At 41.3% G+C, this 21,493-nt stretch carries 20 protein-coding genes, 2 pseudogenes and 1 riboswitch; of the genes and pseudogenes, 15 read left to right on the top strand and 7 right to left on the bottom strand.

Going from position 1 to position 21,493, the window contains the following annotated elements; all coding sequences use genetic code 11:
* Positions 1 to 176: 176 nt before the first annotated feature.
* The gene (birA, locus tag D8837_RS06150; RefSeq protein WP_125456520.1) at positions 177 to 1,112 is read right to left on the bottom strand and encodes a bifunctional biotin--[acetyl-CoA-carboxylase] ligase/biotin operon repressor BirA; all 936 of its coding nucleotides are present in this window, start codon (positions 1,110 to 1,112) and stop codon (positions 177 to 179) included.
* Between the two features lie 282 nt (positions 1,113 to 1,394).
* Here birA and D8837_RS06145 point away from each other — a divergent pair, with 282 nt between their 5' ends.
* The 5 genes and pseudogenes from D8837_RS06145 (at position 1,395) to D8837_RS06125 (ending at position 5,661) form a co-directional block, all read left to right on the top strand.
* Positions 1,395 to 2,588, top strand: coding sequence for an O-antigen ligase family protein (locus D8837_RS06145; RefSeq protein WP_125456519.1), 1,194 nt, complete (start codon positions 1,395 to 1,397; stop codon positions 2,586 to 2,588).
* A gap of 147 nt (positions 2,589 to 2,735) precedes the next feature.
* Entirely contained in the window at positions 2,736 to 3,179 is a 444-nt protein-coding gene (locus tag D8837_RS06140; RefSeq protein ID WP_125456518.1) for a MarR family winged helix-turn-helix transcriptional regulator, read from the top strand.
* 34 nt (positions 3,180 to 3,213) lie between these two features.
* Positions 3,214 to 3,405: pseudogene (locus D8837_RS06135) on the top strand (polyketide cyclase); the annotation flags it as partial.
* 14 nt (positions 3,406 to 3,419) lie between these two features.
* Positions 3,420 to 4,148 carry an ABC transporter ATP-binding protein gene (locus tag D8837_RS06130; RefSeq protein ID WP_125456516.1) on the top strand — a complete coding sequence of 243 codons (729 nt, stop codon included), beginning with the start codon at positions 3,420 to 3,422 and terminating at the stop codon, positions 4,146 to 4,148.
* On the top strand, positions 4,141 to 5,661 hold the full coding sequence (locus tag D8837_RS06125) for an ABC transporter permease/substrate-binding protein (RefSeq protein ID WP_125456515.1): 1,521 nt from the start codon (positions 4,141 to 4,143) through the stop codon (positions 5,659 to 5,661). Before D8837_RS06130 ends, D8837_RS06125 begins: the two co-directional genes overlap by 8 nt.
* Positions 5,662 to 5,798: 137 nt before the next feature.
* Here the strand turns inward: D8837_RS06125 and D8837_RS06120 are convergent, their stop codons facing one another.
* Positions 5,799 to 6,335 (bottom strand): TetR/AcrR family transcriptional regulator, encoded by a 537-nt coding sequence (locus D8837_RS06120; RefSeq protein WP_004235331.1) that lies wholly within the window; start codon positions 6,333 to 6,335, stop codon positions 5,799 to 5,801.
* Between the two features lie 132 nt (positions 6,336 to 6,467).
* Between D8837_RS06120 and D8837_RS06115 the strand changes: the two genes are divergently transcribed.
* Positions 6,468 to 7,358 carry a cation diffusion facilitator family transporter gene (locus tag D8837_RS06115; RefSeq protein WP_000095928.1) on the top strand — a complete coding sequence of 297 codons (891 nt, stop codon included), beginning with the start codon at positions 6,468 to 6,470 and terminating at the stop codon, positions 7,356 to 7,358.
* A 33-nt stretch (positions 7,359 to 7,391) separates the two neighbouring features.
* On the opposite strand, the gene galR is transcribed toward D8837_RS06115, so the two are convergent.
* Positions 7,392 to 8,396 (bottom strand): DNA-binding transcriptional regulator GalR, encoded by a 1,005-nt coding sequence (gene galR / locus D8837_RS06110; RefSeq protein ID WP_049491335.1) that lies wholly within the window; start codon positions 8,394 to 8,396, stop codon positions 7,392 to 7,394.
* Between the two features lie 164 nt (positions 8,397 to 8,560).
* Between galR and D8837_RS06105 the strand changes: the two genes are divergently transcribed.
* The 5 genes and pseudogenes from D8837_RS06105 (at position 8,561) to D8837_RS09750 (ending at position 13,114) form a co-directional block, all read left to right on the top strand.
* Positions 8,561 to 9,739, top strand: coding sequence for a galactokinase (locus D8837_RS06105; protein ID WP_125456514.1), 1,179 nt, complete (start codon positions 8,561 to 8,563; stop codon positions 9,737 to 9,739).
* A gap of 18 nt (positions 9,740 to 9,757) precedes the next feature.
* Positions 9,758 to 11,239, top strand: a complete 1,482-nt coding sequence (locus D8837_RS06100; protein ID WP_125456513.1) for a UDP-glucose--hexose-1-phosphate uridylyltransferase — start codon at positions 9,758 to 9,760, stop codon at positions 11,237 to 11,239.
* 69 nt (positions 11,240 to 11,308) lie between these two features.
* Complete coding sequence (locus D8837_RS06095) at positions 11,309 to 11,713, top strand: PaaI family thioesterase (protein WP_049491328.1); 405 nt, start codon at positions 11,309 to 11,311, stop codon at positions 11,711 to 11,713.
* Between the two features lie 179 nt (positions 11,714 to 11,892).
* Complete coding sequence (locus D8837_RS06090) at positions 11,893 to 12,657, top strand: DpnI domain-containing protein (protein WP_061453317.1); 765 nt, start codon at positions 11,893 to 11,895, stop codon at positions 12,655 to 12,657.
* Positions 12,654 to 13,114, top strand: a pseudogene (locus tag D8837_RS09750) (DpnD/PcfM family protein). The gene D8837_RS06090 and the pseudogene D8837_RS09750 overlap by 4 nt, the downstream one beginning before the upstream one ends.
* A gap of 45 nt (positions 13,115 to 13,159) precedes the next feature.
* Here the strand turns inward: D8837_RS09750 and D8837_RS06080 are convergent.
* The 4 genes from D8837_RS06080 to D8837_RS06065 form a co-directional block, all read right to left on the bottom strand.
* Complete coding sequence (locus D8837_RS06080) at positions 13,160 to 14,422, bottom strand: nucleobase:cation symporter-2 family protein (protein ID WP_049523878.1); 1,263 nt, start codon at positions 14,420 to 14,422, stop codon at positions 13,160 to 13,162.
* Positions 14,422 to 15,003 (bottom strand): xanthine phosphoribosyltransferase, encoded by a 582-nt coding sequence (locus tag D8837_RS06075; protein ID WP_004262179.1) that lies wholly within the window; start codon positions 15,001 to 15,003, stop codon positions 14,422 to 14,424. The genes D8837_RS06080 and D8837_RS06075 overlap by 1 nt, the downstream gene beginning before the upstream one ends.
* Before the next feature lie 123 nt (positions 15,004 to 15,126).
* Positions 15,127 to 15,222, bottom strand: a riboswitch (purine riboswitch).
* Positions 15,223 to 15,453: 231 nt separating this feature from the next.
* Positions 15,454 to 15,840, bottom strand: a complete 387-nt coding sequence (locus tag D8837_RS06070; protein ID WP_049509839.1) for a bleomycin resistance protein — start codon at positions 15,838 to 15,840, stop codon at positions 15,454 to 15,456.
* An 11-nt stretch (positions 15,841 to 15,851) separates the two neighbouring features.
* A complete protein-coding gene (locus D8837_RS06065) occupies positions 15,852 to 16,679 on the bottom strand; it encodes an exodeoxyribonuclease III (protein WP_125409712.1) in 828 nt (275 codons plus the stop codon).
* A gap of 133 nt (positions 16,680 to 16,812) precedes the next feature.
* Between D8837_RS06065 and D8837_RS06060 the strand changes: the two genes are divergently transcribed.
* Genes D8837_RS06060 through D8837_RS06045 form a run of 4 tightly spaced genes read left to right on the top strand, consistent with a single transcriptional unit; the run spans position 16,813 to position 21,432 of the window.
* Positions 16,813 to 17,268, top strand: a complete 456-nt coding sequence (locus tag D8837_RS06060) for a DUF3290 family protein (RefSeq protein WP_000675332.1) — start codon at positions 16,813 to 16,815, stop codon at positions 17,266 to 17,268.
* Positions 17,265 to 17,900: a DUF421 domain-containing protein gene (locus D8837_RS06055; RefSeq protein ID WP_033687260.1), complete on the top strand. Its 636-nt coding sequence runs from the start codon at positions 17,265 to 17,267 to the stop codon at positions 17,898 to 17,900. The genes D8837_RS06060 and D8837_RS06055 overlap by 4 nt, the downstream gene beginning before the upstream one ends.
* Before the next feature lie 54 nt (positions 17,901 to 17,954).
* On the top strand, positions 17,955 to 19,700 hold the full coding sequence (locus D8837_RS06050; protein ID WP_125456512.1) for an ABC transporter ATP-binding protein: 1,746 nt from the start codon (positions 17,955 to 17,957) through the stop codon (positions 19,698 to 19,700).
* On the top strand, positions 19,690 to 21,432 hold the full coding sequence (locus tag D8837_RS06045; RefSeq protein WP_125456511.1) for an ABC transporter ATP-binding protein: 1,743 nt from the start codon (positions 19,690 to 19,692) through the stop codon (positions 21,430 to 21,432). The genes D8837_RS06050 and D8837_RS06045 overlap by 11 nt, the downstream gene beginning before the upstream one ends.
* Positions 21,433 to 21,493 lie beyond the last annotated feature (61 nt).

The raw sequence follows: 21,493 nt of genomic DNA, 5'->3' as shown, positions 1-21,493 counted from the left end.
TAGAAAAAATAGAACGAGTATTTCTGTACTCGTTCTATTTTTTGTTAATTATAGTAGTTTATGAAACGTGCTATTTTCGATAAAACAACTTGCTTATCTTTTTAGTGATGAATGGTGTTTATAATTATCTTATAGTGAAATTTCTTCAAGGTATGTTTAAAAACTGGATATATTTTTTAGTGCCAAGTCCTAAGTGAAATTTCGCCACTATTTAGCCAGATTTCTTTTCCATTATCACATTGAACTAGAAGTTTTCCAGTTTCAGAGATATCTTTAGCAAGTCCCTTGTAGTCTTTTTGATCTAGTGTGAAAGTAACTTCTTTTCCTAGAACGAATGACTGTTTTTTGTATAGGTATAATAGTTCTTCTGCTGGTGTTTCGAAGAAAGTCCGCCAGATTTCTATGATTAATTCATTTCTGGTAATAGGTGCTGGTGTTTTAAATAAACTAGCAGCTTTTTCTTTTAATTCCTGAGGAAAGTCTTTAATAGTGAAATTAATACCTACTCCAATAATGATATCTGTGACTAAGCCAGTTTCTACAGAGGTCATTGCCTCAGTAAGGATTCCTCCAATTTTATGATTGTTTAGGTAGATATCATTGACCCATTTTATGTCGACATCAATTAAAGTTAGGTTCTTAATGGCTTTGTAGACAGCTCCTGCTACAAGTAGTGTGTAGGATGGTAATTTGTCGTAAGGGAGATTTGGTTTGAGATGGAGTGTCATATAAATGCCACCTTGTGGTGAGTAGAAAGAACGTTGAAATCGACCTCGGCCTGCTGTTTGATAGGAAGCTATATAGAGGGTGTTTGCTTCATTCCCTAAATCAATTGCTTCTTTTGCATCTAGTTGAGTTGATTTTGTTTCGGGTTTAAAACTGATTTTAATTGGAAGATTTTGTTCTAGAAGTTCTGGAAGAATAAGGTCTCCATTCACCAGTTTATAGCCTTTGTTTTTGATACTATCAATTTCAATGCCTTCTTGTTCTAAACGCTTGATGGCTTTCCAAATTGATGTTCGAGTCAGTGATAGTTCCTCTGCAATCTTTTCTCCGCTGATATAATCGTTTTCTTTAGCTAGAATTTGGTAGACGGCTTGGTAGGATTTCATAGTGTTTCCTTTCTTTAGGAATTGTAAATGATTTAAATATAGTTCGGATTGTTGGTCAAAACCTTATTATATTACTACTATTTTAACATATACCTACTATTTTCGGCACGATTTTTTAGAGTGAATCTAGTCATTAAGCTTGAGTTGTGAAATCTCAGTATTTTTGCTCGCTTTTTTATCTAGGGAAACGTTTTCTTTGTTTTCAAATTGCTAAAAAAGTGGTACAATAAAGGGTAGCTTACTATTATCTGAATCAACTGATTTGGAGAGAAAGGATTCGTTTTGAAATCAATAGGCTTTATTGAAAAGCTGAAAGGGTTGTCTAGTAAAGAACTGATTTTATTGGGAATTATCCTGAGTATCTTTTTACCCTTTTATCTTTTTGTAGTTGTATTCTGTTTATATATTATTAGTTTGATTTTTACAGGAGACATGAAAAGTATTCTTCAGAAAATGGGGGAGCATCCGATGCTGCTTCTTTTTCTTGGCTATAGTACTGTTATATCCGTTTTTGCACAAAATTGGATGGGAGTTGTAGCTTCAGTAGGAATTTTTCTATTTACTGTTTTCTTTTTGCACTATCAGTCGATTTTATCACATAAATTCTTTCGATTGATTTTGCAGCTCGTCTTGTTTGGTAGCGTCTTGTCAGCTGCTTTTGCGAGTTTAGAACATTTCCAAATTGTGAAGAAATTTAACTATGCTTTTCTTTCACCCAATATGCAGGTGTGGCATCAGAATCGTGCAGAAGTGACCTTCTTTAATCCTAATTATTATGGAATTATTTGTTGTTTCTGTATCATGATTGCTTTCTATCTGTTTACAACGACCAAATTGAATTGGTTGAAAGTATTCTGTGTGTTTGCAGGCTTTGTGAATCTCTTTGGTTTGAACTTTACTCAAAATCGAACTGCCTTTCCTGCTATTATCGCTGGATCCATTATTTATCTCTTTACGACCATTAAAAACTGGAAGGCCTTTTGGCTTAGTATTGGGGTCTTTGCGATTGGCTTGAGCTTCCTCTTTTCCAGTGATTTGGGAGTTCGGATGGGGACTTTAGACTCTTCTATGGAAGAACGGATCTCTATTTGGGATGCTGGGATGGCCTTGTTTAAGCAAAATCCTTTTTGGGGTGAGGGGCCATTGACCTACATGCACTCGTATCCTCGGATACATGCTCCTTATCATGAACATGCTCACAGCCTTTATATTGATACGATTCTGAGTTACGGAGTTGTGGGGACTATTTTATTAGTTTTGTCTTCTGTTGCTCCTGTTCGCTTGATGATGGATATGAGTCAGGAGTCGGGGAAACGTCCGATTATTGGTCTTTATCTATCTTTCCTTACAGTGGTTGCTGTGCACGGAATCTTTGACTTGGCCCTCTTCTGGATTCAGTCTGGTTTCATTTTCTTGCTAGTTATGTGCAGTATTCCCTTAGAGCATCGAACGTTGGTATCGGACATGACGGATTAAGTTTTATAAGATTAAAATTCTTCTACCTTGGGTAGGAGATTTTTTTTACTGGGAAAAATTATTTCTAAGTCGAAATAGTTGACAGTTAGAATAATGAGTGTTACAATTGCTTTATTCGTTTCGATATCGAAATAAATTGGAGGTGTCATGAAAGATAGTCATTTGCTAGCTCATCATATTCGTTTATTGAATGGGCGGATTTTTCAAAAGTTACTGAGCCAAGACCCTGAAGCTCTTTATCGGAGTGAGCAGGGAAAGATTTTAGCGGTTTTATGGAATAGTGAAACTGGCTGCGCAACTGCGACAGATATTGCTTTGGCGACTGGACTTGCTAACAATACACTGACGACTATGATTAAAAAGCTAGAGGAACAAAATCTTGTAACTATTAGTCCATGTGGAGAAGATAAGCGTAAGAAGTATTTGGTTTTAACAGAGTTGGGGCAGTCTCAGAAAGAAGTGGGGCATCGTGTCAGTCAGAAATTGGATACGATCTTTTACAAAGGATTTTCAGAAGAAGAAATTCGTCAGTTTGAAGCCTTTCAAGAAAGAATTTTGGCTAATCTGAAAGAGGAGGAAAATGAGGTTTAAAATGGAGCAAATTAGATGTTTATAAGTAAAGGCCACTTTTGACTTTGTTTTCCAACTCTTAGGACAAGGAAACTATGTGGTTAGCTATGGTCAAACTCAGATTGGTGGAGTTGCTTATGCCCAGTACGATATCTTCCGTCTAGAAAACTGGAAAATTGTGGAACATTGGGACAATAAGGAAGTCATGCCTAAGGTAGAAGATTTGACCAATCGAGGGAAGTTTTAAATTGAGGATACAGAATGATTGAATACAAAAATGTAGCTCTACGTTACACAGAAAAAGATGTTTTGAGAGACGTTAATTTACGAATTGAGAATGGGGAGTTCATGGTTTTAGTTGGGCCTTCTGGCTCAGGTAAGACAACCGTGATTAAGATGGTCAACCGCCTCTTGGAACCAACTGATGGAAATATTTATATGGATGGCAAGCGCATCAAAGACTATGATGAGCGTGAACTTCGTCTTTCTACTGGTTATGTTTTACAGTCCATTGCTCTCTTTCCAAATCTAACGGTTGCGGAAAATATTGCCCTGATTCCTGAGATGAAGGGCTGGACTAAGGAAGAAATTGCTCAGAAAACAGAAGAGCTTTTGGCAAAGGTTGGTTTACCAGTAGCTGAGTATGGGCATCGTTTGCCTAGTGAATTATCTGGTGGAGAACAGCAACGGGTCGGTATTGTTCGTGCTATGATTGGTCAGCCTAAGATTCTCCTCATGGATGAACCTTTTTCAGCATTGGATGCTATTTCGAGAAAACAGTTGCAGATTCTGACGAAAGAATTGCATAAAGAATTTGGGATGACAGCGATTTTTGTAACCCATGATACGGATGAAGCTCTGAAATTGGCGGACCGTATTGCTGTCTTGCAGGATGGAGAGATTCGCCAGGTGGCGAATCCCGAGACTATTTTAAAAGCTCCTGCAACAGATTTTGTAGCAGACTTGTTTGGAGGTAGTGTTCATGACTAATTTAATTGCAACTTTTCAAGATCGTTTTAGTGATTGGTTGACAGCTCTATCTCAACATTTGCAGTTGTCACTTTTGACCTTGTTATTAGCTATTTTTATCGCGATTCCCTTGGCTGTTTATCTTCGCTATCATGAGAAATTGGCCGACTGGGTCTTGCAGATTGCAGGGATTTTCCAGACCATCCCGTCTCTAGCCTTGCTGGGGCTCTTTATCCCCTTGATGGGAATTGGAACCTTGCCGGCTTTGACAGCTCTAGTGATCTATGCGATCTTTCCGATTTTACAAAATACCATCACTGGACTCAAGGGAATTGATCCAAGTCTACAAGAGGCTGGGATTGCCTTTGGGATGACTAGGTGGGAGCGTCTCAAGAAGTTTGAAATTCCACTTGCTATGCCTGTTATGATGTCTGGGATTCGGACGGCAGCGGTCTTGATTATCGGCACGGCAACCTTGGCGGCCTTGATTGGTGCAGGGGGACTGGGTTCCTTTATCCTTTTGGGAATTGACCGTAATAATGCCAGTCTGATTTTGATTGGGGCACTTTCTTCAGCAGTGCTGGCTATTGTCTTTAACTTCTTACTAAAAGTGATGGAAAAAGCAAAATTGCGAACGATTTTTTCTGGTTTTGCCTTGGTGACAATATTGCTCGGTTTGTCTTATAGTCCAGCTCTTTTGGCTCAAAAAGAGAAAGAGAACCTGATCATTGCTGGAAAATTGGGACCGGAACCAGAAATTTTGGCTAATATGTATAAGTTACTGATTGAAGAAAATACCAGCATGACTGCGACTGTTAAACCTAATTTTGGGAAAACAAGCTTTCTCTATGAAGCTCTGAAAAAAGGCGATATTGACATCTATCCTGAATTTACTGGTACGGTGACTGAAAGTTTGCTGCAACCATCACCGAAAGTGGGTCATGAGCCAGATCAGGTTTATCAGGTAGCGCGTGATGGCATTGCCAAACAGGATCATCTATCCTATCTCAAACCTATGTCTTATCAAAATACCTATGCTGTAGCTGTTCCGAAAAAGATTGCTCAAGAATATGGCTTGAAGACCATTTCGGACTTGAAAAAAGTGGAAGGGCAGTTGAAGGCTGGATTTACTCTCGAGTTTAATGACCGTGAAGATGGCAATAAGGGCTTGCAATCAATGTATGGTCTCAATCTCAATGTAGCGACCATGGAACCAGCCCTTCGCTATCAGGCTATTCAGTCAGGTGATATTCAAATCACGGACGCCTATTCGACCGATGCGGAATTGGCACGTTATGATTTACAGGTATTGGAAGATGACAAGCAACTCTTCCCACCTTATCAAGGGGCTCCACTCATGAAAGAAGTTCTTCTCAAGAAACATCCAGAGTTGGAAACAGTTCTCAATAAATTGGCTGGTAAAATTACTGAAAGCCAGATGAGCCAGCTCAACTACCAAGTCGGTGTTGAAGGCAAGTCAGCAGAACAAGTAGCCAAGGAGTTTCTACAAGAACAAGGTTTGTTGAAGAAATAGTTTGAAAATGTCAAACTCAACTTTGTTAAACGACCATATAGAAAACTGCTCAGACAATGTTGTCTGGGCTTTTTTGATTGTTGAAAAGATGAAAACTCAGTAGCCTAGAAATAAGGCAACTGAGCTCTACTCTGTATTCAATTTTTAGGAATGAGAAGGTCTAGATAAAACTGGACAACTTCCTGGTATGTAAAGTCTTGTCCTTTTTTGAGCCACCAGGTCAATGTCTCGATAAAGTTGGACACGACCAAGTGTTGGAGGTAAGAAGTAGGCAGATTAGTGTGGGCTTCTTTTAACTCATCAGCCAACATGGGATAGACATGGTGTTCTAGCTCTTTATGGAGTTGACGGAGGAAGTAGTCATTTTTGGAAAATAGCAGACTGGTAACATGGTCCTGGTTTTTCTGAAAATGTAAAAAGATATGTGCGAGGTAGTCCTCGGTAGTAAAGTGTCCTTCCCTTTCAAAGAGATGATGAAAGAGGTAGCGACAGAGCTCATCTAAAAGGAGTTCCTTGCTTTCATAGTGACAGTAAAAAGTAGAACGCCCAACATCTGCTAGGTCAATGATATCCTGAACAGTAGTGGCATCATAGCCTTTGTCGTTCAAAAGTTGTAAAAAAGCTTGATAGATGGCTTTTTTCGTCTTGCTGACTCGACGGTCTCTTTTTGGCATGTAGACACTTGAGACAAACTGTTCAGAACTGAACATGGCTGACAGTTTGCTTCTATCCTTTCTTTGAATTTTATTAGATAATACAAATGAAAGAAGTATGTATATACCCATTATACCAAAGGAGGGAGAGAAATGAGTTCTAAAACATCTATCTGGTTAGCTTTTTTCTTAAATTTAAGCTATGCGATTGTTGAGTTTATCGCAGGAGGAATCTTTGGTTCGAGTGCAGTTCTTGCTGATTCCGTTCATGACTTGGGAGATGCTATAGCCATTGGCATCTCAGCCCTTTTAGAAACAATTTCAAACCGTGAAGAAGATAGACAGTACACCTTGGGTTACAAACGTTTTAGTCTTTTAGGAGCCATGCTAACGGCTGTGATTCTTATGATAGGGTCTGTCCTAGTGATCTTGGAAAATGTCACAAAGATTGTTCACCCGCAACCCGTCAATGAGGAAGGCATCCTCTGGCTGGGAATCATTGCAGTAGCCATTAATGTGCTAGCAAGTCTGGTAGTTCGTAAGGGGAAAACAAAGAACGAGTCAATTCTTAGCCTGCATTTTTTGGAAGACACTCTTGGTTGGTTGGCCGTCATTCTAATGGCGATTATTCTTCGATTTACGGACTGGTATATCCTCGATCCGCTTTTATCACTAGTTATTTCTATCTTTATTCTGTCGAAAGCCATTCCTCGCTTTTGGAGCGCACTGAAAATTTTCCTAGATGCTGTGCCAGAAGGAGTCGAGACAAGTGATTTGGAGAAGGATTTAGAGGCTCTACCCAATGTCAACAGTGTCAATCAACTTAGCATTTGGTCCATGGATGGTCTAGAGAATAATGCTATTGTTCACATTTGTATCAAGGACTGGGAACAGATGATGGAAACCAAAGAAGTGGTGCGTCAATGTTTAGAAGAAAGAGGCGTGCAGAATATCACTATTGAAGTAGATAGCAGTCAAAGCAATCATGCGCAACATAAGCGGAGGGTGAGAGAATTAGAGCAGAAGCATGGGCATCATCATTAGAAAAGCGACCTCGCTAGAGGTCGTTTTGTTATCCTATTCATTCCTTGTACTTTCTCTCAGAGTCAGTCTGGTTCCCAACATGGTTAGGCTAGGGATTTTGCGACCGTGGAGTACTTCCTTATTAAGAATATCCATGCCTGCTCTGCCCATTTCTTCGGTATAGACGGTGATGCTGGAGAGGGGAGGATAGACTTGCTTGGTCAGACTAGTGTCGTTAAAGGAAATGAGGCTGACGCGGTCTGGTAGGCTGATTCCAGCTTCTTGGAGCGCACGGAGGGCACCGATGGCTAAACTATCGCTAGCTGCGAAAAAGGCTGGTGGGAGTTGGTCTCCTAAGTTCTGAATAGCCTCCTTCATTAAGTCATAGCCAGACTGGGCAGTAAAGCTTCCTTGAAAGACCAGTTCATCATGATAGATTCCTTTTGTTTGACTGTAGTTTCTGAAATTTTCCAGCCGCTTATCCTCAATGATTTCTTCTTGGTCTGTTGTTTCCTCAAGCCCTGTTAGAATCCCGATACGGTCCATCCCTTGACTGAGGAAATAATCGACAACCTGTTTCATGGCAGTGTAAAAGTCCGTGATAATGCAGGTATGTCCTAGTGAAAGAGTATCACTGTCTAGAAAGACAAGAGGCTTTTGGTATTCTTCAAAGGCAGAGATCTGAGCTCGACTAAACTTTCCGATGCAGAGAATCCCGATGACTTCCTCGCTCAGTGTAAAAGGATGGTCATTAAAATAGCGTAAAATATCATAGTCCAGTTCTTGGGCTCTTTTTTCTATTCCTAGGCGAATCTGGTAGTAGTAGAGATCGTCTAGCTCCCCTTGTTCGCTGACCCATTGGATAATGGCAATCTTTTGCTTGGGCTTGTGGGACTCGCCTGTCTTGAGGTGCTTAGTGTAGCCCAACTCTTCAGCAACGGTTAAAATACGGTGTCTGGTTTCTTCTGTAACAGATAGGCTCTGGTCGCGATTGAGGACGCGGGATACGGTCGCGATAGAGACAGAGGCTAGCTGTGCAATGTCTTTTAAGGTAGCCATAAATCCTCCTCCTTTTAGGTTAGTATATCATATTTTTCTGTATTTTACTGATAGTTTAGTAAAATTTTAGTAAAAAGGATTGACCTTGGGAAATCCCTTGGATACAATAGAAGAAAACGATTACACGTTAAGGTGACTTAACGCACAGTAAAAGGAGAATTCATATGACACAACATCTTACTGCTGAAGCTCTTCGTAAAGATTTTCTTGCTGTTTTTGGTCAAGAAGCAGACCAAACTTTCTTTTCACCAGGTCGTATCAATTTGATTGGTGAACACACAGACTACAACGGTGGGCACGTTTTTCCTGCTGCTATTTCCTTGGGAACTTACGGTGCAGCTCGTAAGCGTGACGACCAAGTTGTACGTTTCTACTCAGCTAACTTTGAGGACAAGGGTATTATCGAAGTGCCTCTCGCCGACCTCAAGTTTGAAAAAGAGCACAACTGGACCAACTATCCAAAAGGTGTCCTTCATTTCTTGCAAGAAGCTGGACACGTGATTGACAAAGGTTTTGATTTTTATGTTTATGGGAATATCCCAAATGGTGCTGGCTTGTCTTCTTCAGCATCCCTTGAACTCTTGACAGGAGTCGTGGCAGAGCATCTCTTTGATTTAAAATTAGAGCGTCTCGATTTGGTTAAAATTGGAAAACAAACAGAAAATAACTTTATCGGAGTCAACTCTGGTATCATGGACCAATTTGCTATTGGTATGGGGGCTGATCAACGTGCTATTTACCTTGATACCAACAACTTAGAGTATGATTTGGTGCCACTTGATTTGAAGGACAATGTCGTTGTTATCATGAACACTAACAAACGCCGTGAATTGGCGGACTCTAAATACAATGAACGTCGTGCTGAGTGTGAAAAAGCAGTGGAAGAATTGCAAGCTGCCTTGGATATTCAGACCTTGGGTGAATTGGACGAGTGGGCCTTTGACCAATATAGCTATCTGATTAAAGACGAAAATCGTTTAAAACGTGCTCGCCATGCTGTGCTTGAAAACCAACGTACCCTTAAAGCTCAAGCAGCCCTTCAAGCAGGTGATTTGGAAACATTTGGTCGCTTGATGAATGCTTCTCACGTTTCTCTTGAGCATGATTATGAAGTAACTGGTTTGGAATTGGATACTCTTGTTCACACAGCTTGGGCTCAAGAAGGTGTTCTCGGTGCTCGTATGACAGGGGCAGGTTTTGGCGGATGTGCCATTGCCTTGGTGCAAAAAGATACTGTTGAGGCCTTTAAGGAAGCTGTTGGAAAACACTACGAGGAAGTAGTTGGCTACGCTCCAAGCTTCTATATCGCTGAAGTTGCAGGTGGCACTCGCGTCCTTGACTAGTCAAAAGGAGGCTCTATAGTGACCTTAGTAGATAAATTTGTAACACATGTTATTACTGAAAGTTCATTTGAGGAAATGGATCGAATCTACCTGACCAATCGTGTCTTGGCACGAGTGGGAGATGGTGTTTTGGAAGTTGAGACGGATCTAGATCAATTGATTGACCTCAAGGACCAGCTGGTTGAGGAAGCCGTTCGATTAGAGACGATTGAGGATAGTCAGACTGCGCGTGAAATCCTTGGTGCTGAACTGATGGATTTGGTGACCCCTTGTCCGAGTGAGGTCAATCGTGACTTCTGGGAGACCTATGCCCAATCTCCAGAGCAGGCGATAGCGGATTTTTACCAGTTCAGCCAGAAAAACGACTATATCAAACTCAAGGCCATTGCTAAAAATATCGCTTATCGTGTTCCATCTGACTACGGAGAACTTGAAATTACCATCAATCTCTCTAAGCCTGAAAAGGATCCGAAAGAGATTGCGGCGGCTAAGTTGGTGCAAGCTAGCCATTATCCCCAGTGTCAGCTTTGTATAGAGAACGAAGGCTACCATGGTCGGGTTAACCACCCAGCTCGCAGCAACCACCGTATTATCCGTTTTGAAATGGCTGGTCAGGAATGGGGCTTCCAGTATTCGCCCTATGCTTACTTTAATGAGCACTGTATTTTCTTAGATGGCCAGCATCGTCCTATGGCTATTAGTCGTCAGAGTTTTGAACGTTTGCTGGCTATCGTAGAGCAGTTTCCGGGCTATTTTGCGGGTTCAAATGCGGACTTAGCAATTGTGGGAGGTTCTATCTTGACTCATGATCACTATCAGGGAGGCCGTCACGTATTTCCTATGGAATTGGCTCCTATGCAAAAGACTTTTTCTTTTGCTGGTTTTGAGCAGGTCAAGGCTGGGATTGTCAAGTGGCCAATGTCAGTGTTGCGTTTGACTTCGAATTCCAAAGAAGATTTGATCAACTTAGCTGACAAGATTTTGCAGGAATGGTGCCAGTATTCAGATCCTGCAGTGCAGATTTTGGCAGAGACTGATGGGACACCGCATCACACCATCACACCTATAGCGCGCAAACGTGATGGCCGGTTTGAGTTGGACTTGGTCTTGCGGGACAATCAGACTTCTGCAGAACATCCTGATGGCATCTATCATCCTCACAAGGATGTCCAACATATCAAGAAGGAAAATATCGGCTTGATTGAGGTCATGGGCTTGGCAATCTTGCCACCACGTCTGAAAGAAGAAGTGGAGCAAGTCGCTAGCTATCTTGTAGGAGAAGCTGATACAGTTGCCGACTATCATCAGGAATGGGCAGACCAACTTAGAGCCCAATATCCAGACCTAACAGATAAAGAAAAAGCCCTTGAAATCGTCAAGGACTCTGTGGGGGCTATCTTTGCGCGTGTACTTGAGGATGCAGGAGTCTACAAGCAGACGGAACAAGGACAGACAGCCTTTATGCGCTTTGTGGAACAGGTCGGAATTTTACCAGACTAGGAGCTTTCTCCTTGCACAGTCCTATAAAAAGTAGTATCATAGTGTCGTTTGAAATATCAGGAGGAAACGATGAAAGATTTTCATTTTGATGCTATATCTGCCTTTGAAAATTACGAAATTGAACAAATGAGAGATGGTCACGTTGTGGTGACGACCAAAGTAGTGAACTCGTCGCTCAACTACTATGGCAATGCCCATGGTGGCTATCTCTTTACCCTTTGCGACCAGATCAGTGGTTTGGTGGTCATTTCGCTAGGACTAGACGGAGTGACTCTCCAATCCTCTATCAACTACCTCAAAGCAGGAAAACTCGACGATGTGCTGACCATTAAAGGAGAATGCGTCCATCAAGGTCGCACAACCTGTGTAGTGGATGTGGATATCACCAATCAAGAAGGCAGAAACGTCTGCAAAGCAACCTTTACCATGTTTGTCACAGGCCAGCGGTCAGAAGAAAGACAGGTAAGGATATAAAGAAAGGTGAGTGGGATAAATTTATCTCACTCATTTTTAATTTATGAGATATGTTAGAAGGAAATATAAAAGAGAGTGATGAAATACAAATGTAATAGGTACATATTGTGGTATACTAGTTATAGTAGATTTTAATTGATTATATCGAGTGAATTCTCATATTAGTGAGGAATTTTTAAATGGAATTACACTTTAATTTAGAATTAGTAGAAACCTATAAAAGTAATAGCCAAAAGGCACGTATCTTAACGGAGGATTGGGTTTATCGTCAGTCTTATTGCCCTAATTGTGGGAACAATCCCTTAAATCATTTTGAAAATAATCGGCCTGTAGCAGATTTTTATTGTAATCATTGTAGTGAGGAGTTTGAACTAAAGAGCAAAAAAGGAAATTTTTCATCAACAATCAATGATGGTGCTTATGCAACGATGATGGAGCGTGTTCAGGCAGATAATAATCCTAATTTCTTTTTTTTAACTTATACAAAAAATTTTGAGGTAAATAATTTTCTGGTCCTTCCAAAGCAATTTGTTACACCGAAATCAATTATTCAAAGGAAGCCACTTGCGCCAACTGCTAGACGAGCAGGTTGGATTGGTTGTAACATTGATTTATCACAAGTACCTTCTAAAGGAAGAATATTTCTTGTGAAAAATGGACAAGTTAGAGATCCAGAAAAAGTTACAAAAGAATTTAAGCAAAGTTTATTTTTAAGGAAGAACTCTCTTTCAGTAAGAGGTTGGACAATAGAAATTCTAAATTGTATAGATAAGATAGAGGGTTCAGAATTTACCCTTGAAGATATGTATCGTTTTGAAAGTGACCTAAAAAATATCTTTGTTAAGAACAATCATATCAAAGAAAAAATTAGGCAACAGCTTCAAATATTAAGAGACAAAGAAATAATAGAATTTAAAGGTAGAGGAAAGTATCGGAAATTATGAAAACGAAACAATTTGTTGCATCAGAAGAGGTGTATGATTTCTTAAAAGTCATCTGGCCTGATTATGAAACAGAGAGTAATTATGAAAACTTATGTGTAATGGTTTATACTTTATCAGACCCTGATTGTGTGAGGTGGTTATCTGAAAATATGGAGTTTGGTGATGAGAAACAACTTTCTTTATTGAATAAAAAATATAGCTGGGAATATGGAGATGAATTACCAGAGTGGTTGGAAAGCCCAAAACATAGATTATTGCTAATAAGTGAGTTATTGGAGAGAAACTTAAGATGAAAAAGTATACAGTAGAAATTACAGAAACTCTAACCCGTTTAGTAAGCATAGAGGCTGAAAATCCAGATGAAGCCGAACGACTTGTAAGAGAAAAGTATAAGAGTTGTGAAATTGTTCTTGATGCAGATGATTTTCAGGACTATGAGACTAGTATATATGAGTAGATGTTTTTATTTTGTCACACAAAAAAGAGGCTCACACCTCTTTTTTTATTTCTTCTTATGATTTAATACGGCATTTAGGACAATAGCAAGTAGGCTGGCTACGACGATTCCGTTTGAGAAGAACATTTGGAAGGCTGTCGGCATGCTGATGAAGAGATTACTATTGTTGAGTCCGACACCTGCAGCGATTGAAACTGCTGCGATAAGGAAGTTGTGTTCATTGTTAGCAAAGTCAACACGGGCGAGGATTTGCATCCCTTGAATCGATACAAAACCAAACATCACCAGCATGGCACCACCGAGGACAGGGCTCGGAATGATTTGAGCAAGGGCACCAAACTTAGGAAGGAGTCCAAGGAGAACCAGGAAACCAGCTGCGTAGTAGATTGGCAGGCGAGTCTTGATACCTGATAATTTAACCAAACCAACGTTTTGTGAAAATCCTGTGTAAGGGAAGGTGTTAAAGATTCCTCCGAGAAGTACGGCCAAACCTTCTGCGCGGTAACCGTTGCGCAGGCGCGTGCTGTCGATTGGGTCTTTCGTGATATCAGACAAGGCTAGGTAAACACCAGTCGACTCCACCATAGAAACCGTTGCGATGATACACATCATGACAATAGATGAGATTTCAAAGGTTGGCATCCCAAAGTAGAGTGGAGTTGGGACATGGACAAGTGGTGCTGCTGCAACAGGAGAGAAGTCCACCAAACCCATGCTAGCAGCAATGGCAGTTCCAACAACCAGACCAATCAAAATAGAGATAGACTTGATAAATCCTTTGGTAAAGATGTTAATCAAGAGGATAATCAAAACAGTGATAGCGGCAAGCAAGAGACTTTGACCAGTTGGCTCTGGAACGTTATTTCCCATATTTCCAATAGCGACAGGAATCAAGGTTAAACCAATAGTGGTAATAACAGATCCTGTTACGATAGATGGGAAGAGATTGGCTACTTTTGAGAAGATGCCTGAAACAAGAACAACGTAAATCCCTGATGCGATAAGGGCACCAAACATAGCGCCACTACCATGGCTTTGCCCAATCATAATCAAGGGAGCGACCGACTGAAAGGCAACTCCGAGAACGACTGGGAGTCCAATCCCAAAGTATTTGTTGAGTTGGAGTTGGAGGAAGGTTGCCACCCCACACATGAAGATATCTGTGGAAATCAGGTAGGTCAACTGCTCAGTTGAATAGCCAAGGGCTGTCGCAATCATGATAGGAACCAGGATGGATCCTGAGTACATGGCTAGTAAGTGTTGCAAGCCAAGAACGGCTGCTTGCGAATGTTTTTCTTGAGTTTGCATTAGAGATCTGCCTCCTTAAAAATAACTTGACCATTTTCAAAACGATCCAAACGAGCGAGTGATAGGACAGGATAGCCTGCTTTTTCAAGCAAATCACGGCCATCTTGGAAGGATTTTTCAATCACAATACCGATAGCTTCGACTGTGGCACCAGCTTGTTCGATGATTTGAATCAAGCCTTTAGCAGCTTGGCCATTAGCAAGGAAGTCGTCGATAATCAAAACCTTGTCCTCTGGTGAGAGGAATTTTCCAGCGATAGAAACGGTGCTGGTTACCTGCTTGGTAAAGGAGTAAACTTCGGCAGTTAAGATGCCTTCGTTCATAGTGATGTTCTTAGCTTTTTTAGCGAAAATCATGGGAACGTTTAAGGCTTCAGCTGTAAAAACGGCTGGGGCAATACCTGACGCTTCAATGGTTACAACCTTAGTAATGCCAGCAGAAGCAAATTTTTCCGCAAAAACCTTACCAATCTCTCGCATCAAGCTAAAGTCAACTTGGTGGGTTAAAAAGGAATCTACCTTGAGGATGTTATCACCCAAGATATGCCCATCCTTGAGGATGCGCTCTTCTAATAATTTCATAAGACCTCCTAAAGTCTAAAAGCCAATCCATTTGCTTGTTTATAGTTTCTAGCAAGAAATAGAAAAAGGACCTACTTAATCTCTAAGTAAGTCCCCAAAATAGGCATGGCAAAAACGACCATACCTCACTTCTGACTTACTTATTGTTAGGTGTTCCGGCACCTTGTAGAAACGTCGTGCCAATTCACGACATAAACAAGTAAAATGATATTCAATTTTAAATAGGCTTGAGCCAATGTTTTTATTTTACACTAAATAACTTTAGAAATCAAATATTTTGTTAGTGTTTTGGTTTAAAAAACGAACAAATATAATAAAAACGGGCAAAAATTAACTTATTGGCTAACATTTAGAAGGTTTTTTCCATCATAAAAGGCATATTATCAAGTTTTTAAACACTTGACAATATGCCTTTTTAACTTTAAAGACTTTTTCCAAATCTTTATTATTCTACTCGCTAAATCTTAAAAAATAGCCATCTGGATCCAAAACTGCAAACTCATGAGGATAGATATAGTAATCTCCAACACGAAACTTTCTTTTGGTTAAGGGACGATGGATAGGATAGTCAGCTTCTAGCAGTTTTTGGTGGAGTTGAGGGACATCTTCAATACCAAAGGAAATATTGACACCGCGCCCGAAAGGATAGGTTAGTTGGGCTAATTCTTCTGTGCTGCCTTCTTCTAGCATAAGTTGGCAGTCTTCAAGTGAGAGGAAGAGAAATTTCTCCTCTGGACGCTCGTATTCGACAGAGAATCCTAGCAGGTTGCAGTAGAAGTGGCGTGATTTTTCGATGTCAGATACTACAAATTCAGGAATGACAGCTTGATAGTCCATTCGTTTTCTCCTTAGAGTTCAATCTCCATGACAATAGGTGTATGGTCTTGGCGAGCTCCCGAGTCGATCATATCAGACTTAGTCACCTTGTTAGCGATGCGGTTACTTGTGAGCCAGTAGTCAATTCTCCAGCCAGTATTATTGATTTTAGAAGTCTTGCTGCGCTGTGCCCACCAAGTGTAGCGTTCTGGAACATCGCCGTGAATGTGGCGGAAGGTATCAGTAAATCCAGTTGCTAAAAGGTTAGTAAATCCAGCACGCTCCTCGTCGGTAAATCCTGGTGAACGGCGGTTGCTAGCAGGATTTGCAAGGTCAATCTCATTGTGGGCCACATTGTAGTCACCGGTTGCAAGGACTGGTTTTTCTTTGTCTAGTTGAGCCAAATACTCAGCATATTTGACATCCCAGACTTGACGTTCTTCCAAGCGTTTGAGGCCATCGCCAGCGTTTGGGGTGTAAACTTGGGTTACGAAAAATTCATCAAATTCTAGAGTGATGATACGGCCTTCCAAGTCCATGGTAGACGGAGCACCGATTTCTGGGAAAGTGACAGTGGGTGTGAGTTCTTTCTTATAGAGGAACATGGTTCCAGCATAGCCTTTACGGGCAGGCTCTTGGGAAGAGCGCCACGTGTTTTCGTAGCCTGGGAAGAGTTTTTCTAAAATTTCCAAGTGTTTCTTTGTAGGACCCTTGGCAGAAAGCTTGGTTTCTTGGATAGCGATGATATCAGCATTTTCAGCGACCAAGGTTTGTAGTACTTCTTGGGACAATTTGGCACGAGTTGAGTCACTAGTTAGGGCAGCATTGAGGGAATCAATATTCCATGAGATGAGTTTCATAAAGTTACCTTTTTCATTCAGATTATAGATTTTATTATACCAAAAAAAGGTCCATTTCCCCAACGTATGGCTTGAAAAATCACTCTCTTTCGTTTATAATTAAGAATGATTTTATGAAAGGGAGTGAAAATAAATGAAATTTTACTCATATGACTATGTACTTAGCCAAATCAGTCAGCAAAATGGCATCATGATTGGCTTTGGAATTGTTCTCCTAGCTATCACAGGATTTTTTGCTTTTAAAGCCTATCGAGATAAAAAGGGGACTAAGTTTCGGGAATTGGTCATGATTTTGGCCTTGACCTTGGTGGCCATGCTTTTGGTGACAATCTCAAAATACCAGACCAATCAAGCCTCTAACAACCAATTTCAAACCTCCCTTCATTTCATAGAGGTTGTTTCCAAAGACTTGGGAGTGGATAAATCAGAAGTTTATGTCAATACTTCTGCAGCCACTGATGGAGCGCTTGTCAAGGTAGGTCCAAATTTCTACCGCGCCATGAACGGGAGCCAACCAGACAAGTATCTTTTAGAGAAATTAGAATTGAATCAAACAGACGCTATTGAATTGGTGGAGGTAAACAAATGACACTCAACTATATGGAAATTTTAATCAAACTGGCCTTGGGTCTATTCTCGCTTGTTTTTGTTATCAATGTGACAGGAAAGGGAAACCTAGCACCTAACTCTGCGACAGACCAAATTCAAAACTATGTTCTCGGTGGTATCATCGGTGGGGTAATTTACAATAGTTCAATCAGTATCCTGCAATACGCAGTGATTTTGATGATGTGGACGATTTTGGTTTTGACCCTAAAGTGGCTCAATAACAATGTTCGCTTTGTCAAACGCTTGATTGATGGGAAACCAACTCTCCTCATCAAAAATGGGCAGATTGACCCAGAAGCCTGTCGTTCAGTTGGCTTGTCTGCGGCAGAAGTTGCTCTCAAACTTCGTAGCCAAGGGATTTTCCAGATGAAGCAAGTTAAACGAGCTGTGCAGGAGCAAAATGGCCAACTCATCGTGGTCCAAATGGGAGATGAAAATCCTAAGTATCCAGTTGTGACTGACGGTGTGATCCAAGTAGATGTTTTGGAATCGATTGGTCGTAGCGAAGAGTGGTTGCTTGATAACCTCAGCAAACAAGGGCATGACAATGTAGCCAATATCTTTATCGCTGAGTATGACAAGGGTGTCGTCTCAGTCGTAACCTATGAATAAGAAAAACCTGGGGTCTTGGCCTCAGGTTTCAATTTGCAATCAGAAAGGGATTTTATGTCCATTATTCAAAAACTTTGGTGGTTTTTCAAGTTAGAAAAACGCCGTTATCTAGTCGGGATTGTGGCCCTGGTTTTGGTTTCCGTCCTCAACCTCATTCCCCCCATGGTTATGGGGCGGGTCATTGATGCTATCACATCGGGGCAATTAACCCAGCAGGACCTCCTTCTTGACCTATTTTACTTGCTTCTTGCAGCCTTTGGGATGTACTATCTGCGCTATGTTTGGCGTATGTATATCCTTGGGACTTCCTACCGTTTGGGACAGATTATGCGCTCTCGATTATTTGAGCATTTCACAAAGATGTCTCCAGCCTTTTATCAGACCTATCGGACGGGGGACCTGATGGCGCACGCAACCAACGATATCAATGCCTTGACTCGTCTGGCAGGAGGCGGTGTTATGTCTGCGGTGGATGCTTCTATCACGGCTTTGGTGACTTTGCTGACCATGCTCTTTAGCATTTCGTGGCAAATGACCCTAGTTGCCATTTTACCCTTACCTTTCATGGCTTATGCGACCAGTCGTCTAGGGAGAAAGACCCACAAGGCTTTTGGCGAATCACAGGCTGCCTTTTCCGAACTTAATAACAAGGTACAGGAGTCTGTATCAGGTATTAAAGTGACCAAGTCTTTCGGTTATCAGGCAGATGAGTTGAAGTCCTTTCAGGAAGTCAATGAATTGACCTTCCAAAAGAACCTCCAAACCATGAAATACGATAGTCTCTTTGACCCCATGGTTCTCTTGTTTGTTGGTTCTTCCTATGTTTTAACCCTCTTGGTCGGCTCCTTGATGGTTCAGAAAGGGCAAATCACGGTTGGGAATCTGGTCACCTTTATCAGCTACTTGGATATGCTGGTTTGGCCTCTTATGGCTATTGGTTTCCTCTTTAATATTACTCAGCGAGGGAAGGTTTCCTATCAGCGGATTGAGGAACTTTTGTCTCAGGAATCACCTGTACAAGACCCTGAGTTTCCTCTAGACAGTATTGAAAATGGGCGCTTGCAGTATGCCATTGATAGCTTTGCCTTTGAAAATGAGGAAACACTGACAAATGTTCACTTTAGTCTGGAAAAAGGGCAAACATTGGGCTTGGTTGGTCAAACAGGCTCTGGAAAAACGTCCTTGATTAAGCTCCTCTTACGTGAATACGATGTGGATAAGGGTGCTATTTACCTAAACGGTCATAATATTCGTGACTATCGTCTGACAGATCTTCGTAGTCTTATGGGCTATGTTCCTCAGGACCAGTTCCTCTTTGCGACTTCTATTTTAGACAATATCCGATTTGGCAATCCTAACTTGCCCCTTTCAGCGGTCGAGGAAGCGACTAAGCTAGCTCAAGTTTATCAAGACATTGTAGACATGCCTCAAGGATTTGATACACTGATTGGTGAAAAGGGAGTCAGTCTTTCTGGAGGTCAAAAGCAGCGTCTGGCCATGAGTCGAGCTATGATTTTAGACCCTGATATCTTGATTTTAGATGATTCTTTGTCCGCCGTGGATGCCAAGACAGAGTATGCGATTATCGACAATCTCAAGGAGACACGAAAGGACAAGACAACCATTATTACGGCTCATCGCCTCAGTGCGGTTGTCCATGCAGATTTGATTTTAGTCCTGCAAAATGGCCAAATTATCGAACGGGGCACGCACGATGATTTGCTAGCTATAGATGGCTGGTATGCCCAAACCTACCAGTCTCAGCAGTTGGAAATGAAAGGAGAAGAAGATGCAGAATAAGAAAGAACAATGGACTGTATTGAAGCGCTTGATGTCCTATCTCAAGCCTTACGGCCTCCTGACCTTTTTGGCACTCAGTTTTCTCCTAGCGACGACGGTCATTAAAAGTGTCATTCCCCTTGTGGCTTCCCACTTTATCGACCAGTATCTGAGTAATCTTAACCAACTAGCCATTACCGTTTTGCTGGCCTACTATGGCCTTTATATTCTACAAACTCTGGTCCAGTATGTCGGCAATCTTCTCTTTGCGCGCGTGTCTTACAGTATTGTTAGGGATATTCGTCGCGATGCCTTTGCCAATATGGAGAAGCTGGGCATGTCTTACTTTGACAAGACGCCATCAGGCTCTATCGTCTCGCGTTTGACAAATGACACCGAGACTATCAGTGATATGTTTTCGGGGATTTTATCTAGCTTTATTTCAGCAGTTTTTATCTTTCTGACAACTCTTTATACCATGTTGGTATTGGATTTTCGTTTGACAGCATTAGTCTTGCTCTTTCTCCCCTTGATTTTCCTTTTGGTCAATCTCTATCGGAAAAAATCAGTGAAAATCATTGAGAAAACCAGAAGCCTCTTGTCAGATATCAATAGTAAGCTGGCTGAAAACATTGAGGGAATCAGAATAATCCAGGCCTTTAATCAAGAGAAGCGCCTACAGTCAGAGTTTGATGAAATCAACCAAGAACACTTGGTCTATGCCTACCGTTCTGTAGCCTTGGATGCCCTCTTTTTGCGCCCTGCCATGAGTTTACTTAAACTCCTAGGCTATGCTGTCTTGATGGCCTACTTTGGCTATCGTGGACTTTATCTGGGAATAACGGCAGGAACCATGTATGCCTTTATTCAGTACATCAACCGCCTCTTTGACCCTTTGATTGAGGTGACGCAAAACTTTTCAACCCTTCAAACTTCCATGGTGTCTGCAGGCCGTGTCTTTGCCTTGATTGACGAGAAGACCTATGAGCCTCTTCAAAAAGATGGGCAAGCCAAAGTCCAAGAAGGCAATATCCGTTTTGAACATGTGTGTTTCTCTTATGATGGCAAGCACCAGATTCTGGATGACATTTCCTTTTCGGTTAACAAGGGTGAGACCATTGCCTTTGTGGGCCATACAGGTTCAGGGAAATCTTCGATCATCAATGTCCTCATGCGCTTTTATGAATTTCAGTCAGGGCGAGTTCTCTTGGATGGTGTGGATATTAGAGACTACAGTCAGGAAGAGTTGAGAAAAAATATCGGTCTAGTCTTGCAGGATCCCTTCCTCTATCATGGGACCATCAAGTCCAATATTGCCATGTACCAAGATATCAGTGATGAGCAGGTTCAGGCTGCGGCTACCTTTGTCGATGCAGATTCCTTTATTCAAGAACTTCCTCAGGGATATGATGCACCTGTTTCCGAGCGTGGTTTGAGTTTTTCAACTGGACAGCGTCAGCTTCTTGCCTTTGCTAGAACAGTTGCCAGTCAGCCTAAAATCTTGATTTTGGATGAAGCGACAGCCAATATTGACTCTGAAACAGAAAGTTTGGTTCAAGCTTCTCTGGCGAAGATGAGACAGGGGCGGACAACCATTGCCATCGCTCACCGTCTTTCGACCATCCAAGACGCCAACTGTATCTTTGTCTTGGATAAGGGGCGCATTATTGAGAGAGGAACCCATGAGGAACTCTTGGCCTTGGGAGGAACCTATCACAAGATGTATAGCTTGCAGGCAGGGGCCATGTCTTAATACTCTTTGATTTTTATTGAGTAAAAGAAGGAAATCCTTCAAATTACAGATTTCTTTCACC

The sequence above is a fragment of the Streptococcus mitis genome (assembly GCF_003942965.1).
GTDB lineage: Bacteria > Bacillota > Bacilli > Lactobacillales > Streptococcaceae > Streptococcus > Streptococcus mitis_BH.
The sequence above is the reverse complement of the archived record's forward strand: the minus strand, read 5'-3'. Positions and strand labels throughout refer to the sequence as shown.

Excerpts from the sequence above, each read along its gene's own strand:
- birA (WP_125456520.1), bottom strand. The coding sequence starts at position 1,112 with ATGAAATCCTACCAAGCCGTCTACCAAATTCTAGCTAAAGAAAACGAT.
- D8837_RS06140 (WP_125456518.1), top strand. The coding sequence starts at position 2,736 with ATGAAAGATAGTCATTTGCTAGCTCATCATATTCGTTTATTGAATGGG.
- D8837_RS06130 (WP_125456516.1), top strand. The coding sequence starts at position 3,420 with ATGATTGAATACAAAAATGTAGCTCTACGTTACACAGAAAAAGATGTT.
- D8837_RS06125 (WP_125456515.1), top strand. The coding sequence starts at position 4,141 with ATGACTAATTTAATTGCAACTTTTCAAGATCGTTTTAGTGATTGGTTG.
- D8837_RS06120 (WP_004235331.1), bottom strand. The coding sequence starts at position 6,335 with ATGCCAAAAAGAGACCGTCGAGTCAGCAAGACGAAAAAAGCCATCTAT.
- D8837_RS06115 (WP_000095928.1), top strand. The coding sequence starts at position 6,468 with ATGAGTTCTAAAACATCTATCTGGTTAGCTTTTTTCTTAAATTTAAGC.
- galR (WP_049491335.1), bottom strand. The coding sequence starts at position 8,396 with ATGGCTACCTTAAAAGACATTGCACAGCTAGCCTCTGTCTCTATCGCG.
- D8837_RS06105 (WP_125456514.1), top strand. The coding sequence starts at position 8,561 with ATGACACAACATCTTACTGCTGAAGCTCTTCGTAAAGATTTTCTTGCT.
- D8837_RS06095 (WP_049491328.1), top strand. The coding sequence starts at position 11,309 with ATGAAAGATTTTCATTTTGATGCTATATCTGCCTTTGAAAATTACGAA.
- D8837_RS06090 (WP_061453317.1), top strand. The coding sequence starts at position 11,893 with ATGGAATTACACTTTAATTTAGAATTAGTAGAAACCTATAAAAGTAAT.
- D8837_RS06080 (WP_049523878.1), bottom strand. The coding sequence starts at position 14,422 with ATGCAAACTCAAGAAAAACATTCGCAAGCAGCCGTTCTTGGCTTGCAA.
- D8837_RS06075 (WP_004262179.1), bottom strand. The coding sequence starts at position 15,003 with ATGAAATTATTAGAAGAGCGCATCCTCAAGGATGGGCATATCTTGGGT.
- D8837_RS06070 (WP_049509839.1), bottom strand. The coding sequence starts at position 15,840 with ATGGACTATCAAGCTGTCATTCCTGAATTTGTAGTATCTGACATCGAA.
- D8837_RS06065 (WP_125409712.1), bottom strand. The coding sequence starts at position 16,679 with ATGAAACTCATCTCATGGAATATTGATTCCCTCAATGCTGCCCTAACT.
- D8837_RS06060 (WP_000675332.1), top strand. The coding sequence starts at position 16,813 with ATGAAATTTTACTCATATGACTATGTACTTAGCCAAATCAGTCAGCAA.
- D8837_RS06055 (WP_033687260.1), top strand. The coding sequence starts at position 17,265 with ATGACACTCAACTATATGGAAATTTTAATCAAACTGGCCTTGGGTCTA.
- D8837_RS06050 (WP_125456512.1), top strand. The coding sequence starts at position 17,955 with ATGTCCATTATTCAAAAACTTTGGTGGTTTTTCAAGTTAGAAAAACGC.
- D8837_RS06045 (WP_125456511.1), top strand. The coding sequence starts at position 19,690 with ATGCAGAATAAGAAAGAACAATGGACTGTATTGAAGCGCTTGATGTCC.